Origin of the sequence: Streptomyces profundus (assembly GCF_020740535.1) — a bacterium.
Lineage (GTDB): Bacteria > Actinomycetota > Actinomycetes > Streptomycetales > Streptomycetaceae > Streptomyces > Streptomyces profundus.
On record NZ_CP082362.1, the window covers coordinates 1,743,905 to 1,761,801 of the forward strand.

At 71.6% G+C, this 17,897-nt stretch carries 14 protein-coding genes; 5 read left to right on the top strand and 9 right to left on the bottom strand.

All coding sequences use genetic code 11. From position 1 onward, the window contains the following. Positions 1–18 precede the first annotated feature (18 nt). Positions 19–1,296 carry a purple acid phosphatase family protein gene (locus K4G22_RS07510; protein WP_265590218.1) on the bottom strand — a complete coding sequence of 426 codons (1,278 nt, stop codon included), beginning with the start codon at positions 1,294–1,296 and terminating at the stop codon, positions 19–21. Between the two features lie 498 nt (positions 1,297–1,794). Here K4G22_RS07510 and K4G22_RS07520 point away from each other — a divergent pair, with 498 nt between their 5' ends. The 3 genes from K4G22_RS07520 (at position 1,795) to K4G22_RS07530 (ending at position 5,015) form a co-directional block, all read left to right on the top strand. Next, the gene (locus K4G22_RS07520; protein ID WP_425336783.1) at positions 1,795–3,402 is read left to right on the top strand and encodes an acyl-CoA carboxylase subunit beta; all 1,608 of its coding nucleotides are present in this window, start codon (positions 1,795–1,797) and stop codon (positions 3,400–3,402) included. Next, complete coding sequence (locus tag K4G22_RS07525; protein WP_228079092.1) at positions 3,399–3,623, top strand: acyl-CoA carboxylase epsilon subunit; 225 nt, start codon at positions 3,399–3,401, stop codon at positions 3,621–3,623. The genes K4G22_RS07520 and K4G22_RS07525 overlap by 4 nt, the downstream gene beginning before the upstream one ends. A 189-nt stretch (positions 3,624–3,812) precedes the next feature. After that, positions 3,813–5,015, top strand: coding sequence for a Gfo/Idh/MocA family protein (locus K4G22_RS07530; protein ID WP_228079093.1), 1,203 nt, complete (start codon positions 3,813–3,815; stop codon positions 5,013–5,015). 52 nt (positions 5,016–5,067) lie between these two features. Here K4G22_RS07530 and K4G22_RS07535 read toward each other — a convergent pair whose 3' ends face one another. Continuing rightward, positions 5,068–7,299, bottom strand: a complete 2,232-nt coding sequence (locus tag K4G22_RS07535; RefSeq protein WP_228079094.1) for an MMPL family transporter — start codon at positions 7,297–7,299, stop codon at positions 5,068–5,070. Positions 7,300–7,492: 193 nt separating this feature from the next. Here K4G22_RS07535 and K4G22_RS07540 point away from each other — a divergent pair, with 193 nt between their 5' ends. Continuing rightward, complete coding sequence (locus K4G22_RS07540) at positions 7,493–8,212, top strand: TetR/AcrR family transcriptional regulator (protein ID WP_228079095.1); 720 nt, start codon at positions 7,493–7,495, stop codon at positions 8,210–8,212. Between the two features lies 1 nt (position 8,213). Here the strand turns inward: K4G22_RS07540 and K4G22_RS07545 are convergent, their stop codons facing one another. Beyond that, on the bottom strand, positions 8,214–9,494 hold the full coding sequence (locus K4G22_RS07545) for an MFS transporter (protein WP_228079096.1): 1,281 nt from the start codon (positions 9,492–9,494) through the stop codon (positions 8,214–8,216). Between the two features lie 70 nt (positions 9,495–9,564). On the opposite strand from K4G22_RS07545, the gene K4G22_RS07550 reads away from it, so the two are divergent. Then, complete coding sequence (locus K4G22_RS07550; RefSeq protein ID WP_425336626.1) at positions 9,565–10,581, top strand: GlxA family transcriptional regulator; 1,017 nt, start codon at positions 9,565–9,567, stop codon at positions 10,579–10,581. Here K4G22_RS07550 and K4G22_RS07555 read toward each other — a convergent pair. From K4G22_RS07555 to K4G22_RS07580, 6 genes are all read right to left on the bottom strand, one after another. Continuing rightward, on the bottom strand, positions 10,578–12,527 hold the full coding sequence (locus K4G22_RS07555; RefSeq protein WP_228079097.1) for a glycoside hydrolase family 127 protein: 1,950 nt from the start codon (positions 12,525–12,527) through the stop codon (positions 10,578–10,580). The two genes, K4G22_RS07550 and K4G22_RS07555, sit on opposite strands and share 4 nt — an antisense overlap. A gap of 152 nt (positions 12,528–12,679) precedes the next feature. After that, a complete protein-coding gene (locus K4G22_RS07560) occupies positions 12,680–13,327 on the bottom strand; it encodes a response regulator (RefSeq protein ID WP_228079098.1) in 648 nt (215 codons plus the stop codon). After that, positions 13,315–14,562 carry a sensor histidine kinase gene (locus tag K4G22_RS07565; protein WP_228079099.1) on the bottom strand — a complete coding sequence of 416 codons (1,248 nt, stop codon included), beginning with the start codon at positions 14,560–14,562 and terminating at the stop codon, positions 13,315–13,317. Before K4G22_RS07565 ends, K4G22_RS07560 begins: the two co-directional genes overlap by 13 nt. A 95-nt stretch (positions 14,563–14,657) precedes the next feature. Then, positions 14,658–16,001, bottom strand: coding sequence for an ABC transporter substrate-binding protein (locus K4G22_RS07570; RefSeq protein WP_228079100.1), 1,344 nt, complete (start codon positions 15,999–16,001; stop codon positions 14,658–14,660). An 8-nt stretch (positions 16,002–16,009) separates the two neighbouring features. Then, positions 16,010–16,960 (bottom strand): carbohydrate ABC transporter permease, encoded by a 951-nt coding sequence (locus K4G22_RS07575; protein ID WP_228079102.1) that lies wholly within the window; start codon positions 16,958–16,960, stop codon positions 16,010–16,012. A 12-nt stretch (positions 16,961–16,972) separates the two neighbouring features. After that, positions 16,973–17,896 carry a carbohydrate ABC transporter permease gene (locus K4G22_RS07580; RefSeq protein ID WP_228079103.1) on the bottom strand — a complete coding sequence of 308 codons (924 nt, stop codon included), beginning with the start codon at positions 17,894–17,896 and terminating at the stop codon, positions 16,973–16,975. Position 17,897: the final 1 nt, after the last annotated feature.

A 17,897-nucleotide genomic window follows, 5' to 3' on the forward strand; every position in this document is an offset into this window, starting at 1 on the left:
CGGCGCCACGCCCGGTGATCAGTTCTCCACGACGCGCTTGCCGTCGGCGCCGCGGTGGACGGTGAACGCGTCGACGACGGTGCCGTCCTGGGTCTTGGCGCGGTAGGTCAGGGTGTCGGCGGTGACGTCGACGACCTGGTAGGTCTGGGTGTCCCCGAGTTGGGTGCGGACCTCGGCGCCCGCGAGGCGCCAGTCGGTGGTCGACGGCGTGTACATCTTGGGTCCCGCGACGGAGACCACATAGACGGGCCCGGTGGTGACGGCCGGGTCGTCGGTGCGGTTGGCCGTGAGGTTGCCCCGGCCGTAGGAGTGGTCGTGGCCCTGGAGGACGAGGTCCACGTCGTGGTCCTCCAGCACGTCCAGCCAGGCCGCGCGGACCAGCGCGCCGGTGCGGCCCTCGCTGTTGGAGATCACGGGCTGGTGGAAGGTGACCACGGTCCACCGGTTGGGGTTGTCGGCCAACACGCCGTCCAGCCAGGTCTCCTGGTCCTCCAGCCAGTCCACGACGTCGAACCAGGGCGCGTTGGTGTAGTTGCTGTTGAGGGAGACGAACCGAACGCCCTGGTAGTCGGTGTACCAGGCGGTGCCGTCGAGGTCGTCGTCGTCCGGGCCGTTGCCCGCGCCGGGGAACTGGCGGGTCCAGTGGTCGGAGAGGTTCCAGCCGTCGTACTCGTGGTTGCCCGGGGTGGCGATCTGGTGGGTGGTGGAGGTGTGGGCCACGTCGACGGCGGCGAACCACTCGGCCCATTCGTCGTCGGCGTCGGCGTTGTTGATCAGATCCCCGGCGTGCACGGTGAGTTCGGCGTCGGAGGCGTCGGCCTGGGCGGCGCGGACCAGGGGTGCGGCGCCCTCGGTGATGTCGTTCTGGATGTCGCCGAGGTAGAGGAAGGTGAACGGGTCGCCGGCCGCCCCCGCGGTGCGGAAGTCGATCCAATCGCTCCACTCCGTGCCGTCGCCGATGCGGTAGCGGTAGGCCGTGTCGGGGGTGAGCGCGTCGAGGTCGGCGCGGTGGTAGTGGCCGCCGCCGGCCTGTCCGGTGGGCGTCGCGGTCACGGTGGTCACGGGGCCGCCGTCGGCCGGCTGGAGTTCGACGCCGGGGGACGCGGCGGCGGTGGCGGTGCGCCAGGTGACGATCGCCGAGGTGGCCGGGGTGGCCGTCGGGGAGAGCACGATCCGGTCAAAGGTCGGCGTCGCGGCGACGGCCTGGCCGGGGACGGCGACGGCCGTGGCGCCGACCAGCAGCGCGGCGGCGAGCAGGGCACGGGGGACGGGGCTGGTCCTGGCGGGGCTGGTCATGGCGGGCTCCTCGGGTGCGGCGGGGAACGGGCGCGGTACCCGCACCCCGGAGCATCGCCCGCGCGCCCGACGTCCGCGTGAACATGACGCGTCGGACGGTCGGCGGGGTACCGGCGATCCCGCCGGCCGACAGGGCCGACGGACAGGACCGGCCGACAAGGCCGACAGGGCCGACGAAGAGGCCGGCGGACGTCCGGATCGCGTACCCGATTCCCGGAAACCTGGATCTGTCACCCGTTGGAGTGATAGCCAAGGAGGTGGTGACCTCACGCCGACACCCGGCGCCGACTGTCCGCCTGACCATGGACGGTGAGGGACGTGCCCTGGGTCGCCTCGGGTGAACTCCCCGGCGGTGGTCGGACATCGCCGGTCGGTTCGGAACCGGACGGGTGTCAGCGACGACGGCGGCGGAGCCGCCGGCACGTGCCGTGGCGCCGGTTCGGGCGCGGGGGACGGAACTCTGGAACGGAGAGCGAGAACGTGGGGACAGCAGAGCGTATCGACGGTGAGGACGGGGCCGGGGACGGGACGGGGGACAGCGGTGGCACCGCGCGGCGGCTGGCCGAACTGGCCAGCCGCCGCGCGGCCTTGGCCGCACAGTCGAGCCCCGAGCGGACGGCGCGGCAGCACGCCAGGGGGAAGTTGACCGCACGCGAACGGATCGACCTGCTGCTCGATCCCGGCTCCTTCGTCGAGTTGGACGAACTGGCCAGGCACCGCTGCACCAGCTTCGGCATGGAGCGGCAACGTCCCTACGGGGACGGCGTGGTGACGGGCTACGGCACGGTGGACGGGCGCCAGGTGTGCCTCTACGCGCAGGACTTCACGGTGTTGGGCGGCAGCCTCGGCGAGGTGTTCGGGGAGAAGATCCTCAAGGTGATGGATCTGGCGCTGCGCACCGGCTGCCCGGTCATCAGCATCAACGACTCGGGGGGCGCCCGGATCCAGGAGGGGGTGGTGGCGCTCGCCTACTACGCGGAGTTGGTGAAGCGCCATGTGGCGGCCTCCGGGGTGATCCCGCAGATCTCGCTGATGGTGGGGCCCTGCGCGGGCGGCGCGGTCTACTCGCCGGCGATCACCGATCTGGTGGTGATGGTGGAGGACATCTCGCACATGTTCGTCACCGGTCCCGACGTGTTGCGCGCCGTGACCGGCGAGGCGGTGGACCGGGACGACCTCGGCGGCGCCCAGCTGCACAACGCGAGGAGCGGCGCGGCGCACTATCTGGCGCCGGACGAGAAGGACGCGTTCGACTACGTGCGGGCGGTGTTGGGCCATCTGCCGTCGAACAACATGTCCGAGGCGCCGGTCTACCAGGCGCCGCCCGGCCGTTCGCGCGAGCAGGTCACGGAGGCGGACCGGGCGCTTGACACGCTGATCCCCGACCGGCGCAACCAGCCGTACGACATGACGCGGGTGGTGAACGCGGTGGTGGACGACGGCGAGATCGTCGAGGTCCACCCGCTGTTCGCGCCCAACATCATCTGTGGTTTCGCGCGGGTCGAGGGCCGGAGCGTCGGGGTGGTGGCCAACCAGCCGACGCACGGGGCGGGTGCGCTGGACATCGACGCGAGCGAGAAGGCGGCGCGCTTCATCCGGCTCTGTGACGCGTTCGACCTGCCGGTGCTCACCTTCGTCGATGTGCCGGGTTTCCTCACGTCGTTGGAGCAGGAGCGGGACGGCATCATCCGGCGGGGCGCGAAGCTGCTGTACGCCTACTGCGAGGCGACGGTGCCGATGGTGACGGTGATCACCCGCAAGGCGTACGGCGGTGGTTACGGGGTGATGGGGTCCAAGCATCTCGGGGTCGACGTCAACCTGGCCTGGCCGACGGCGGAGATCGCGGTGATGGGGGGCGAGGGCGCGGTCAGTGTGATCCACCGCAGGGAGATCGAGCGGGCCGACGATCCGGCGGCCGAACGGGCGCGGCTCAGGATGGCGTACGAGGAGGAGTTGTGCACGCCCTACGGCGCCGCCGAGCGGGGCTATGTGGACGCGGTGATCATGCCCCACGAGACCAGGGCGCGGGTGGCGTCGGCGCTGGAGGCGCTGCGGACGAAGCGCGTGGACCGGCTGCCCCGCAAGCACGGGAACATACCGCTGTGAGCGGGCCGAAGCCGCTCGGGGCGGCCGGCGGGGACAGCGGGATCCGGGTGGTGCGGGGCAATCCGGCGGACGACGAACTGGCCGCCGCCATCACGGCGGTGCTGGCGGTGGTGGCCGCTTCCGGCGGCGGCGCGGCGGCGCCGGCCGGCCGGGGGCAGGGCCGGTGGGCGGCGCCCGCCGCCCGGATGACGCGCCGTCCCGCCCGCGACGGCTGGGGCTGACCGGCCCCCGTTCCACGACCACGGGTGGGCCTCGCTCCGGCGGGGCCCACAGGTCCTTCCGGCGCGCCCCCGCGTACCCCTTGAACCGTGCGGAGCCGTGCGCTTAGGGTCGATCGTGTTTGAAAGCGTTTGTGTCAGGTGCTTTGTGATGCCACTCCAGCAACACCAGAACCATGTGAGGAATGGTCCATGCCCTTCTCCATAGGCGTCGTCGGCGCCGGTCAGTTCGCCGGTCAGTTCAGCAAGTTGTTCCATCTGCACCCGGGCGTGAGCGAGGTCTACGCCACCGACCTCATCGCCGAGCGGGCCGACTCCCTCGTCCAGGAGCAGGGGCTGGCCGGGACGTTCCCCTCCTTCGAGGCGATGCTGGCGGACGCGCGGGTGGACGCGATCGCGATCTTCACGCAGCGCTGGACGCACGGGCCGCTGGCCGTGGCCGCGCTGCGCGCCGGGAAGCACGTCTACTCGGCGGTGCCGATGGCCGTCACCGAGGAGGAGATCGCCGCGATCATCGAGGCGGTCAAGGAGACCGGGCTCACCTACATGATGGGCGAGACCAGCCACTACAACCCGGCGACCGTCTACGCCAGGAACCAGCTCGCCGAGAACGCGTTCGGCCGGCTCTTCTACGCCGAGGGCGACTACGTCCACGACATGGATCTCGGCTTCTACGCCGCCTACCAGTACAGCGGCGGGGAGAACTGGAAGGCCACCGCCAGCTATCCGCCGCTGCTCTACCCCACGCACTCGGTGGGCGGGGTGCTGGGCGCCTGGCGGACGCACGCGGTGAGCGTCTCGGCGATCGGCGTCACCGACGACCGGGACGACGGCGTCTTCGACCGGGAGGTCAGCCAGTTCGACAACGACGTCTCCAACGCGACGGCGCTCTTCGAGGTCGCCGGCGGCGGCTCGTTCCGGACCAACGAGTTCCGGCGGGTCGGCTACCCGTCGCACATCAGGGAGTCACGCTTCCGCTTCTTTGGCACCGAGGGCAGCTTCGAGCAGTTGGCGACCTTCAGCGTCTGGCAGGACAAGGAGGGCGTCCACGACATCAGCGAACAGCTCCGGCCCGCACCGTCGTTGCCGGCCGACGACCCCTCGTTGGAGCACATCGACCCGGCGTTGCGCGACGCGTTCGTCTCCGGCACCGCGCCGGTGCACGACCGGTCGAGGCTGCCAGCGGAGTTCGCCCATGTCCGGAACGGGCACGAGGGCAGCCACCACTTCCTCGCCGACGACTTCGTGACGGCGGTCAACTCCGGCTCGGTGCCGCCGGTCAACGCCTGGCTCTCGGCCCGCTACACGCTGCCCGGCATCGTCGCCCACCGGTCGGCGCGGCGCGACGGCGAGCGGCTGGCCATCCCGGACTTCGGCGACGCACCCTCGGCGTGAGCACACCGCCGGCCCGCCCCCCGAACGTTCGAGGGGCGGGCCTGTGCCGTGTTCAGCGGGCTCGGACCGGGTCCTTCACCAGCACGGCCTCGGGCGCCGGGGCCGGCTCGGCCGGGCCGCCCTCGCTGAGGCCGACCCGTCCGTGCAGCCGGCGCAGCGCGGCGGGCGCGTACCAGGCGGAGCGGCCCAGCAGCCGCATCGCGGCGGGGACGAGCACGCCGCGGATGGCGACGGCGTCGATCAGGATGGCCAGCCCGGTGCCCACGCCGAACATCTGCATGAAGCTGATCTGGGAGGTGACGAAGGCGAAGAAGCTCACCGCCAGCAGGCAGGCCGCCGCGCTGACCACCCGCCCGGTGTGCCCCAGGCCGCGCGTCACCGCGGTCTCGTTGTCCGCGCCCAGATCGTGGAGTTCCTTGATCCGGCTGGTGACGAAGACCTCGTAGTCCATCGAGAGGCCGAAGGCGATGCAGAACATCAGCACCACCATCGTGCTGTCCATGGGCTGCGGGGTGAACCCGAGCAGCGAGGCCAGGTTGCCGTCCTGGTAGATCCAGGTCACCACGCCGAGCGCGGCGCCCAGGCTGATCAGGTTGAGGACGAGGGCCCGCAGCGGCTGGACGACGCTGCCGGTGAAGAGGAAGAGCAGGACGAAGGTGCTGACCACGACCAGCGCGGCGGCGAGCGGCAGCCAACCGCCGATGCTGGCGTTGGAGTCGATCAGCTCGGCGTCGGTGCCGCCCACCAGCGGCTCGGAGTCGGCGGGCGCGGCGAGCGTCCGCACCTCGTGGACCAGGTCCTGGGCGGCGTCGGACTTCGGCGTCAGCGTGGTCACCACGTTGATCCGCTGCGCCTCCGGCAGGCCGAGGGCCTCGTTGCCAGGGGCGCTCGGAGCGGCTTGGCCGTCGACATAGGTGCCGGCGCTGGTCTCCACCCGGACGACGCCGGTCAGCCCGGCGAGTTCCCCGGCGTAGGCGTCCAACGCGGCCTCGTCCACCGGCTGGTCGATGACGATGTGCAGCGCGGCGTCGTCGTTGCCGGCGAAGTTCTCCTGGAGGGCGGTGGAGACCTGCCGGCTGTCGGCGTCCTCGGGCAGCACCCGCTCGTCGGCGGTGCCGAAGGTGATGCCGAGCAGCGGGCTCGCCGCCAGCAGCAGCACCGCGAGCACGGGCAGCGCGGTCAGCGCCGGCCGGCGCATCACGGTGCGGGCCAGCCGTCCCCACATCGGCGCCCTGGACTCGGCGCGCCCCGGCTTCAGCCACGGCAGCCGGCCCTTGTTGATCCGGTGGCCCAGCAGGACGAACAGCGCCGGCATCACGAGGAGCGTGCTGATCGCGGCGACGGCCACCACCCCGATGCCGGAGTAGCCGAAGGAGCGGAGGAAGGACTGCGGGAACACCAGCAGGGCGGCCAGCGCGGCGGCGACCGTCGCCGCGGAGAACGCGACGGTACGGCCCGCGGTCCGCACGGTGTTGCGGACCGCGACGTGCACGTCGAGCCCGGCGGCGAGCTGTTCGCGGAAGCGGCTGATCATCAGCAGCGCGTAGTCGACGCCGAGTCCCAGGCCCAGGGCGGTGGTCAGGTTGATCGCGAAGACAGAGACATCGGTGACGCCGCCGAGGACGGCGAGCCCGGCGAAGGTGCCGATGATGGCGATCAGCCCGATGGCCAGCGGCAGCAGGGCCGCGACCACGGTGCCGAAGACGAGCAGCAGCAGGACGAGGATCAGCGGCACGGCGATGCCCTCGGCCAGCAGCAGGTCCTTGTTCAGCTGCGCCTGCATGTCGTGGTTCACCCCGCCGCCACCGCCGGCCTGGACGACGAGCCCGTCCTCGCGGTCGCCGGTGTACGTGGAGATGACCTTCTTGGCGTGCTCCGCCTGGTCCGTGTCCTCGCCGACGACATGAGCGAACACCAGGGCCTGGCGGCCGTCCTCGGAGCGGAGGTCGGGGCTGCCCGTGTCCCAGTACGAGAACACCTGCTCAAGGGTCGGTTCCGCCCTGAGGTCGGCCAACAGGGCCTGGGCGTCCGCTGCGACGCCCTGGTCGTCGATGGAGCCCTCGGCGGCGCCGACCAGCAGGATCAGGTTGCTCTCCCCGCCGAACCTCTCCTCGATGACCGTGGCGGCCCGGCTGGACTCGGAGGACGGATCGTCGAAGCCGCCCCCCACCAGCTTGCCGAACGCGCCGGCTCCCACGACGCCCATGAGGACCACGGCCACGGAGGCGACGATCAGTACCAGCCGGGTCCGGCGGATCGCCAGTTCGGCTATGCGATCGAACACGCTCGATCTCCTTTGCAACATCACGGTGTGCGAATGAACGGTGAAGGCGACGCCAGACAGGCCGAGTTGGCAGGGCACGCCATCGCCGGCGGGTGCGCGGTCCGCGCCCTTCGTCGCTGCGCACGACGGTAGTGAGGGCACGGAGGTTTTGGCAGTGTGAGATTTTTCGAACGGCTGGCGTAGGGTCGCGGTCATGCCAGCAGACGAACGGATACCGGCCAGGCCCTCGCTGCGCGAGCGGCGCCGGGCCACCGCCACCCGGGAGATCGTGGAGGCCGCCGAGCGGCAGATCACCGAACACGGTCCCGCCGCGCTCTCGCTGCGCGCGGTGGCCCGCGAGCTCGATATGACGGTGCAGGCGCTCTACCACTACTTCCCCAGCAGGGACGCCCTGGTGACCGAGCTGATCACCAGGGCGTACGACGATCTGGCGGACGCGGTGCGGACGGCCGTCGAGACGCCGTCCGACGAGGAGCCGCCGCCCGGCGTGGTGTTGGCCGCCGAGGGCTACCGCCGCTGGGCCATCGACCACCCCGAGCGGTTCCAACTCATCTACGGCACCCCGCTGCGCCACTACGAGGCCCCCGTGGACGGCCCCACCACGCGGGCGGTCCAGCGGATGGCCGCGATCTTCGAACGGGAGCTGTTCGCCGGCTGCACCGCCGAGCAGTTGGCCCGGGCGGACGTGCCGCCGCTCTCCCCCGCGTTCCGGGCGTATCTGGAGGCGCCGGGGGCGCTGCCCGCCCCGGCGGGGGCCCTCTTTCTGAACGCGTGGGGCCATCTGCACGGCCTGGTCGTCCTGGAGGTGTTCGGGCACACCGACTTCCTGGGCGACCACCAGGCCGAGATCTTCCGGCTGTCGATCCACACCCTGTACCAGGATCTGCGCCGCCGTATCCCGGCCGAGGAGTGAGTCACCCGGGGGAACGGGCGCCGCTGGCCGTGGCCAGCGCGAGGGGCGCGGCGATCAGGCAGGCGGCGGCCAGGGCGATCCACACCAGGTCGTAGCCGCCGAGCAGCTCGCGGGCCGTGGCGGCGAGGAACGCGCTGGCTCCCGCGCCGAGTTGGTGGGCCGTGCTCACCCAGCCGAAGGCGATCGGCCCGTCGACGCCGAAGCACCGGTTGGCCAGCACGATCACCGGGGGCACCGTCGCCACGTCGACCAGCCCGTAGACCACGGTGAAGAGGATCATCGAGGGCCCGGCGCCCGCCTCCAGGGCCATCGGCAGGGCGAGCAGGGTCAGGGCACGGACCGCGAAGAAGACGGCCAGCAGGCGCCGGGGGTCGAAGCGGTCGGTGAGCCAGCCGGCGGCGATGGCGCCGAGCGCGGAGAAGATCCCGATGAGCGAGAGCATGGAGGAGGCGACGGTCGCGCCCATCCCGTGGTCGTGCGCGGCCGGCACCCAGTTGGACCACATGATGCCGTTGGTCGACGCGCCGCAGATCGCGTACATGCCGGCGAGCAGCCAGAACGGGCCGCTGCGCAGGGCCCCGCGCAGCACCCGCAGGGTCCGCCTCGCCGAGCCGCTGGCCGGGGCGGGCCGAGGCACCGGACGCGGAGCGCCGTAGGGCGCCACCCCGACGTCCGCCGGGTGGTCGCGCAGCAGCAGCGCGGCGAGCCCGGCGACCGTCAACGCCACCAGGGCCAGGGTCACCACCGGCGGCTGCCAGCCGAAGCGGTCCATGGACCAGGCGAGCAGCGGGAGAAAGAGGAGCTGCCCCAGATGGCTGGAGGCGCTCAGCCCACCGGTGACCAGGCCCCTGCGGCGGACGAACCAGTGGGCGGTGACGCTCGCGGCGAAGGTCATGGTGAGGCAGCCGGTGCCCAGGCCGATCAACAGGCCCCAGTAGAGCGTCAGTTGCCAGGGTTCGGTCATCACGCTGGTGAGCAGGGCGCCGACGCCGACCAGCGAGAGCGCCGCCAGGACGACCCGGCGTATCCCGTAGCGGTCCATGGCGGCGGCGGCGAACGGGGCGGTCAGGCCGAACAGCACCATGTTGACGGCCGAGGCCAGGGCGATCTGTCCCCGTTCCCAGCCCTGGCCCTCGTGCAGCGGGGTGGCCAGCAGCCCCGGCACGGTGGTGAACGCGCCGGCGGTGACGATGGCGACGCCGGCGACGGCGGCGATGCCCCAGGCCCGGTGGGGTCGGCGGCTGCGGACGGCACGGGGGGCGGGGGCGGTCTGCTGATCCATGGCCTCAGCCTGCCGTCGCAGGTCAGCGGCCCCCAGTGGCCTGATGGACGAGATGCGCAATAATATGGCCATGAGCCCGATCGAGTCCGTCTTCCGCCAGCGGGGCCGCCACCGCGTGGCCGTCCTCGTCCGCCCGCGTCTGCTCTCCATCGAGCTGGGCATCGCGCACCAGATCTTCGGCCAGGCCAGAACGGGCGGTTCGGTGGCAGGCGAGCCGCTCTACGAGGTGGTCACCTGCACCCCCGAGCCGGGCGAGCTGCGCGGCGACGGGGACTTCGGCGTCGTGGTGCGCCACGGCCCCGAGGCGCTGGCCGAGGCCGACACGGTGCTGGTGCTCTCCTCCCCCGACGACTACACGCAGTCGAGTCCCGAGCCGCCACCGCCGCTGCGGGAGGCGCTCGCGCGGATCAGGCCGGGGGCGCGGATCGCCTCGATCTGCACCGGGGCCTTCGTGCTGGCCTCGGCCGGGCTGCTGGACGGGCGCACGGCCACCACCCACTGGCGCCACACCCAGCGCTTCGCCGCGCTCTTCCCCGCCGTCGGCCTCGACCCCGATGTGCTCTACACCGACGGCGGCTCGGTGTTGACGTCCGCCGGCTGCGCGTCCGGGATCGATCTCTGCCTGCACATGGTCAGGCACGACCACGGCATGGCGGTGGCCAACGATGTGGCGCGGCGCGCCGTCGTCCCGCCGCATCGGGAGGGCGGCCAGGCGCAGTACATCCCCGAGCCGGTCCCGCAGCCCGCGTCGCCCTCCACGGCGACCGCGCGGGACTGGTCGCTGCGCCGCCTGGGCGAGCCGATCACGCTGCGCGAGATGGCCGCCCAGGAGGCGATGAGCGTGCGGAACTTCACCCGCAGGTTCAGGGCCGAGGTCGGCACCACACCGATCAGCTGGCTGACGGGACAGCGGGTGCGGCGCGCCAGGGAGCTGCTGGAGGAGTCGGACCTCTCCGTCGACCAGGTCGCCGAGCGCACCGGGCTCGGCACCGCCGCCAACCTGCGGCAGCACTTCCACGCCGCGCTCGGCACCTCCCCCAGCGCCTACCGCACCACCTTCCGGGGCCCCGGCCCCACCCCGGCCTAGGACTCCAGCACGGGCAGCCAGACGCGCATCGCGCCCTGCTCCCGGTGGCCCCACAGGTGGTAGGGGATCAGCTGGAACTCCCTGGTCTCCGCGCCCGGTTCGCGGCCGGTACCCGCCGGTGGGTAGGCCCACCAGCCGTCCGTCTCCGGCGGCTCCGCCGAGCCGGTGGCCCGCACCGCGATCACCACGCCGGGCGCCGTGGTGGCGGCGTCGTCGCTCAGCGGGCGGGTGATGTCGAGACGCAGGTCGTCCAGCGCGGTGCCGTCCGGGTGGTCGGCCGCCTCGGTGCAGTAGACCAGCGGGCCGCGTTCCACGGCGACGCAGCCGCGCAGCGCGTCGGCGCGGGACGGCGGGGCGGTCAGCCGGGGCGCCAGCGTCAGCTCAAGCGCCACCGTGTCGCCCGGCCGCCAGGCGCGGGTCAGCCGCAACCAGCCGTCGTCCACCGCCGCGCCGGGGCCGCCGTCCTCGACCGGCTCCCCGTTGACCGTCGCCCGCCAGCCCTCGGCGCCGACCCAGTGCGGCAGCCGCAGCGTCAACGTGGCCTCGGCGGCTTCCAGGACCCTGACGTGGACGTCGCCCTGCCACGGGTACTCCGTCGCCACCTCGACGGCGAGCGCGCCGGCGGCGAAGCGGCCCGGCGTGTACTGGTGCAGCACCAGGCCGCCCGCCGCGTCGCCGGCGGCCACCGCGTGCGGCAGCGAGGCGAGCAGCCGCATCACGTTGGGCGGGCAGCAGGCGCAGACGAACCAGCGGACGCGGTAGGCGCCGTGGTCCCCGGTGTGCGCCCCGGGCCGGTGGCCGTCGCGCACCTGGAGCGGGTTGACATAGCTGTAGTGCTCGCCGTCCAGCGCGACGCCGGAGAGGAACCCGTTGTAGAGCACCCGCTCCAGATGGTCGGCGTAGCGGGCGCGGCCCGTGGCCAGCAGCAGCCGCCAGCTGAGGTGGACGGCGGCGATGGCGGCGCAGGTCTCGGTGTAGGCGCGCTCCGACGGGAACTCGAACGGGTCGCCGAACGACTCGTCGGTGTGGTGGGCGCCCAGGCCGCCGGTCAGATAGGACCTGGCGGCGACCATCTCCTCCCAGAGCCGCTCACTGGCGGCGAGCAACTCGGTGTCGCCCGACTCCGCGTAGACGTCCACGGCACCGGCCAGCAGATAGAGCTGGCGCACCGCGTGTCCGGTCACCCGGTCCGCCTCGCGCACGGGGGCGTGGTCCTGCCAGTACTCGACGCCGAACCGGCCGGCGGGCAGCAGGCCGTGGCCCCTGCGGTCGACGAAGTAGCGGGCCAGGTCGAGATAGCGCCGCTCGTCGGTGACCCGGTACAGCTCGACCAGGGCGGTCTCGATCTCCGGATGGCCGCAGATCCCGTCGAGCTTGCCCTCGCCGACGCCGAAGACCTCGTCGACATGGTCGGCGAACCGGCGGGCGATGGCGAGGAGTTCGGTGCGTCCCGTGGCGCGGACATGGGCGACGGCGGCCTGGATCAGATGGCCGGCGCAGTACAGCTCGTGGCCCCACGCCAGCTCGGCCCAGCGCCGGTCCGGCCGGACCACCTGGTAGTGGGACTGGAGATAGCCGTTCTCCTCCTGGGCGTCTTCGAGCAGGTGGACGACCTCGGCGACGCGTTCTTCGAGCGCGGCGGCCTCGTCGGGTCCGGTGGCCGGATCGCCGAGCTGCCAGGCGACGGCCTCCAGCCATTTGTAGACGTCCGAGTCGATGAACGGCACGAGGCTGAGCGGTTCGCCGGTCCCGGTGCCGGCGGCGAGGCGCAGCTGGTGGAAGTTGCCCGCCTCCGCCAAGCGGTCGTAGCCCCTGGGGACGCTGACCTCGGCGTTCACGGCACGGCGTGCGCCCCACAGCCCGCCGCTGATCAGCGCCTCCCGGGCCGGGCGCAGCACGCCACGGGCGGCGGCGGTGGGCAGCAGCGGGCCGAGACGTTCGGGCATCGGTGACTCCCTGGTCGCGCGCGGAGAAAAACAACCAACCAAACAAAGGGAAACGGTTTTCCCCAGCCGCCCACGAATCTAAGGACCGCCGCCCGGACCGGTCAAGGGTCGTATCAACGCCGGTTGTCAACGCCGGTTGTCAGCGCCGGTTGTCAGCGCCGGTTGTCAAAAAAAGCCAGCACCGCAAGCACCCGGCGGTGGCCGCCGTCCTCGACCGGCAGGCCCAACTTCTGGAAGATGTTGCCGATGTGCTTCTGCACCGCGTTGTCGCTGATCAGCAGGCGCTGCCCGATCTCGGCGTTGGCCAGGCCCTGGGCCATCAGCGTCAGCACCTCGCCCTCCCTGGGGGTGAGCGCGTCCAGCGGGTTCTTCCGGGCGCCGGCCATCAGTTGGCCGATGACCTCCGGGTCCATCGCGGTGCCGCCGGCGGCGACCCGGCGCAGCGCGTCGACAAAGGCGCCGACCCGGCTGACCCGGTCCTTGAGCAGATACCCGACGCCGCCCGCGCCGTCGGAGAGCAGCTCCCTGGCGTAGACCTTCTCGACATACTGCGAGAGCACCAGCACCGGGAACCCCGGGCGTTCGCGGCGCAGTGCCAGCGCCGCGCGCACGCCCTCGTCGCGGAAGGCGGGGGGCAGCCGCACATCGGCGATCACCGCGTCGGGGCGGACCCTGGCGGCGGCGTCGAGGAGCCCAGGGCCGTCGGTGACGGTCTCGGCCACCTCGATGCCCTTGGCCTCCAGGACGAGTCGGAGCCCCGCCGCCAGCAGCACGTTGTCCTCGGCGATCAGGATCCGCACGGCAGCTCCGCGCCGACCACCGTGGGCCCGCCGGTCGGGCTGGTCACCGTGACGGTGCCGTCCAGCGCGGCCACCCGGCGGCGGATGCCGATCACCCCTGAGCCGAGGCTCTCGTCGACGCCGCCGCGTCCGTCGTCCCACACCTCGACGGTCAGCCGGGGTCCGCTCCTGGCCAGCGTCACCCGGGCCTGGCCGGCGCCGCTGTGCTTGGCGACATTGGTCAGCGTCTCGGTGACCACGAAGTAGGCCGCCGCCTCGACGGCCGCCGGCAGCCGGCGGTCGGGGCCCTCGTCCCGCAGGCCGGTGAGGTCCAGCTCGGTGGGCACCGCCGATCCGGCGACCATGGAGGTGAGGGCGCCGGCGAGGCCCCGGTCGGCCAGGATCGGCGGATACATCGAGCGGATCACCCCCCGCAACTCCGTCATCGCCTCCTCGGTGCCCTCCTGTGCCTCCCGCAGCAGGGTGGCCAACGCCCCCGTGTCGTCGGGGAGTTCGTCCCTGGCGACGCCGAGCCGCATGGCGATGGAGACCAGCCTCGCCTGGGTGCCGTCGTGCAGATCCCGTTCGATGCGGCGCAGTTCGGCGCCGTGCGCGTCCAGCACATCGGCCCTGGTCTCCGTCAACTCGCCGACGCGCTCGGCGAGTCGCTCCTCGGCCGACGGCTCAAGCGCGGCCAGGGTGTCGCGCGCCTGCCAGCGCGCGAAGCCGGGCAGCACGCCCCAGGTGAGGAGGGCGAGCAGGGCGAACTGGGCGAGGCCAAGGCCCAGGGCGGCGAGCCAGTGGTCGACCGGCACGCCCAACATCGTGCGCTCGTCGTCCGGGAGCAGCGGCCAGCCGGCCACCACGGCGACGGTGCCCAACAGGCCGCCGGCGCAGAGCAGTCCGAAGAGGCCGAGGAGCAGCCCGGTGCCGACGAAGCGCGGTATCCAGCGCAGGTCACGGCGGAGGCCGGGATCGTCGAGCAGCCAACGCCACTGCGCACGCAGCCCGGTGGGCAGGGCCGCCGGGCGGGCCGTGACGGTCTCGTCCCTCTCCTGGGCGGCGCTCCGCCGGTGGGCCTCGGTCCACCAGCGGAGCGCCAGCGCCATCCGGGGCACCAGCGGCAGCCCGAGCCCGCCCACGGCGACGCTGAGCAGGCCCACCACCGCCAGCGGCAGCAGCAGCATCGAGGCGAGTGCCGAGGGCAGGGTGAGGAGCGCATAGCCCACATGTCGGCTGATCTTGTTCCATCTCACCCGCATATTCTCCGCGCCCCGGAGATGCGGGCGCACTACGGCAGGCTGTACCGGGGCCGGGCCGTGTCCGTCGGGAAACGGCCCGGCGCGCCGGGTCATTCGAAGAGCTGGTTGATCTCCTCGTTGACATCGCTGAGCGACTCGACCGGGGCCTGGCCCGACATCACGGCCTCAAGCGCCGGTTGCATCAGGGCGGTGATCTCGGCCGCGTTGTCGCTGATCGGGAAGAGCACCGTCGAGCCGTCCGCCACATGCCGGGTGAACGCCGAGACGTCGATCCCGTCCTCGGCGAACCTCTGCTGCGCGATCTCCCACGCCTCGGTGATCGCGGGGAAGACGACATGGTGCTCGCCGACGATCCGCTGGCACTCGGGCGAGGCAAGGTACTTGACCCACTCCCAGGCCGCCTCCGGGTTGTCGGTGCCCCGGTAGATGGAGTCGGCCAGGCCGTTGAACATGGTGGCGCGTTCGCCGGTGGGCCCGATCGGCGTGGGGGCCAGGCCGACGTCGAGCCCCTCGTAGCCGAAGAAGGTGCCGGTCATCCAGCTGCCATGGGTGACCATCGCCGTGTTGCCGGCGGCGAGTTGGTCGCTGGACTGGACACCGCGCTGGGCGGCGAACCGCGGCATGTAGCCCTTCTCGATCAGCCCCTGCCACCAGCTGATCGTCTCCTGGAACCTCGGGTCGTCGAAGTTGAAGCGGCTGCCCCAGGGGTTGGTGTCGGTGGTCTCCCAGCCGTTGGCGTAGGCGTACATGGAGTACTGGGTCTGCCCGTGGTTGAAGCCGTCGCTCATCTCCAGCCAGAGCCCGTAGACCTCCACCTTGCTCTTGTCGAAGCCGGGTTCGTCGCCGCGCACGCCGTTGGCGTCGACGGTGAGCCGGGCGATCAGCTCCTCGTAGCTGCCGCCGTCGTCCGGGTTCCAGTCGAGTTCGTCGAGGTCCGCCTCCTCGACGCCGGCCTCGGCCAGCATCTCGCGGTCGTAGAAGAGCGCGACGGTGTCCCAGTCCTTGGGCAGCCCGTAGCGCTGCTCGTCCTCGCCGACCCAGAGGTCGGTCAGGCCGTCCTCGTAGATGTCGAGCGGCAGATCGTCGCGCTCCACATACGCGTCGAGCGGCAGCAGCAGATCCCGGGTGACGTACTCCGGGTACTTGGAGAGGTGGTTGGTGAAGACGTCGGGGGCCGACTCGGCGACGAACCCGAGGGCGAGCCCGTTCCAGTAGTCGTCGTAGCCGCGCTGCTCGATCCGGACGGTCAGCTCGGGGTTCAGCTCCTCGAAGTCGTCCGCGCACTGCTGGTACGCGGGCTGCTGACTCGCGTCCCAGAGCCAGTAGTTGACGGTGTTCGGGTCCTTGCCCAACGCCTGGCCGCAGGCCGACAGCAGGGCACCGAGGGACAGACAGGTGAGAACGGACAGCGTCCGCCGTGTCGTCTTTCGCATCGTGCGCCTCACTTCACGCCGGTGAACTGGATGGAGTTGACGATCTTCCGGCCGAAGGCGAGGAAGAGCAGCATGGTGGGAACGGCGGCCACCAGGGTCGCCGCCATCAGCCCGGCCCAGTCGGGGCCGGTCTGCGGCGTCGAGGAGTGGAACGCGCTCAACGCGACCGTCAGCACCCTGACGCTCTCCTCCTGCCCGACGAGCTGCGGCCAGAAGTACTCGTTCCAGGCGTTGATGAAGGTGAGCACGGAGAGCGTGGCGATCGGCGCCGAACTCATCGGCAGGATGATCCGGAAGAAGATCCGGAAGTACCCGGCGCCGTCGATCATCGCCGCCTCCTCGACCTCCCTGCTGATGCCGAGGAAGAACTGCCGCAGGAAGAACACCGCGAACGGCGTCATGAAGAAGAACGGCGCGATGATCCCCGGGTAGGTGTTGAGCAGGCCCAGGTTCTTGATCAGCACGAAGTTCGGCAGCATGGTGAAGACCGGCGGCACCATCAGCGCGGTGATGAAGGCGAAGAACACGACGTTCCGCCCCGGCCAGCGCAGTCGGGCGAAGGCGTAGGCGGCCATCGCGCTGAAGAGCACCTGGCCGAGGGTGATCGCCGTGGAGACGATCACCGAGTTCCGCAGATAGGTCCAGAACCGCATGGAGGCGCCCGAGCCGCCCTCGGCCTGGGCGTCCTCGGTGCTGGCCGAGCCGAGCACCCGCTCGAAAGGGCCCGTGGTGAAGTCGACCGGCAGCCAGGACCCGGGTTCGGTGAAGAGGACCCGGTTGTTGGAGAGCGCGGTGCGCAGCATCCACAGGAAGGGCGCCAGGGTGATCACGATCATCAGGAACAGCGCCACCCAGGCGAGCAGGCGGCCGACGCTGAACGGGCGCCGCGGGCCGCGGGGGCGCCGCTCCGGGGCGGGGGGCGAGGGTTGGGCGGCCGATGGCCGCGCTACGGCTTGCATCGTCGCTTCTCCTTAGGACTGGTCGGACTCGCCGGCCCGCAGCATCTTGAGTTGGACCAGCGCCACGCCGGCCAGGATCAGGAACAGGACCACCGAGATCGCCGACGCGTAGCCGAAGTCGAAGCGGTTGAACGCCTGGTCGAAGATGTAGTACTGGACGACGCGGGTGGCGTCCACGGGCCCGCCCTGGGTGGTGACGGCCACGGTGTCGAAGATCTGCCAGGAGCCGATCACGGTGAGCACCAGCACCAGCGCCATCACCGGGCGCAGCAGCGGCAGGGTGATCCGGAAGAAGATCCGCACCTCGCCGGCGCCGTCCACGGCCGCCGCCTCGTAGACGTCACGGTTGATCGTCTGGAGCCCCGCGAAGATCAACAGCGCGGTGTAGCCGAGGTGTCGCCAGACGTTGACCATCGCGATGGTGGGGATGGCCCAGTCCTCGTCGCCGAAGAACGCCACCGGGTCGAAGCCGACCCAGCTCAGCATCTCGTTGATGATGCCGAGGTTGTAGTCCGCCATCCAGTACCAGAGGAGGGCGACCACGACGTTGGATATCAGGTACGGCAGCAGGATGATGCCGCGGATCACCACCGAGCGGGTCAGCCGGTGGATCAGCACCGCCAGCAGCAGCGCGGCGAAGGTCTGCACGCCGATGTTGATGAAGACGTACTGGAGCGTCACCCAGAGGGAGTTCCAGAAGACCTCGTCCTTGACCAGCCGCGTGTAGTTGTCGAGGCCGCTGAAACTCGCCGGCGTCAGCAGGTCGTAGTCCGTGAAGCTCAGATAGAGGCCCCGCAGCGTGGGCCAGGCGAAGAAGACCAGGAAGCCGAGCATCGCCGGCGCCACGAAGATCAGCGCCGCACGGGTCTCCTTGGCCTGCCGACGTGGCGCGCGCTCACGGGCCGCGGCCTTCTCGGCACGGGCAGCGGATGCCATC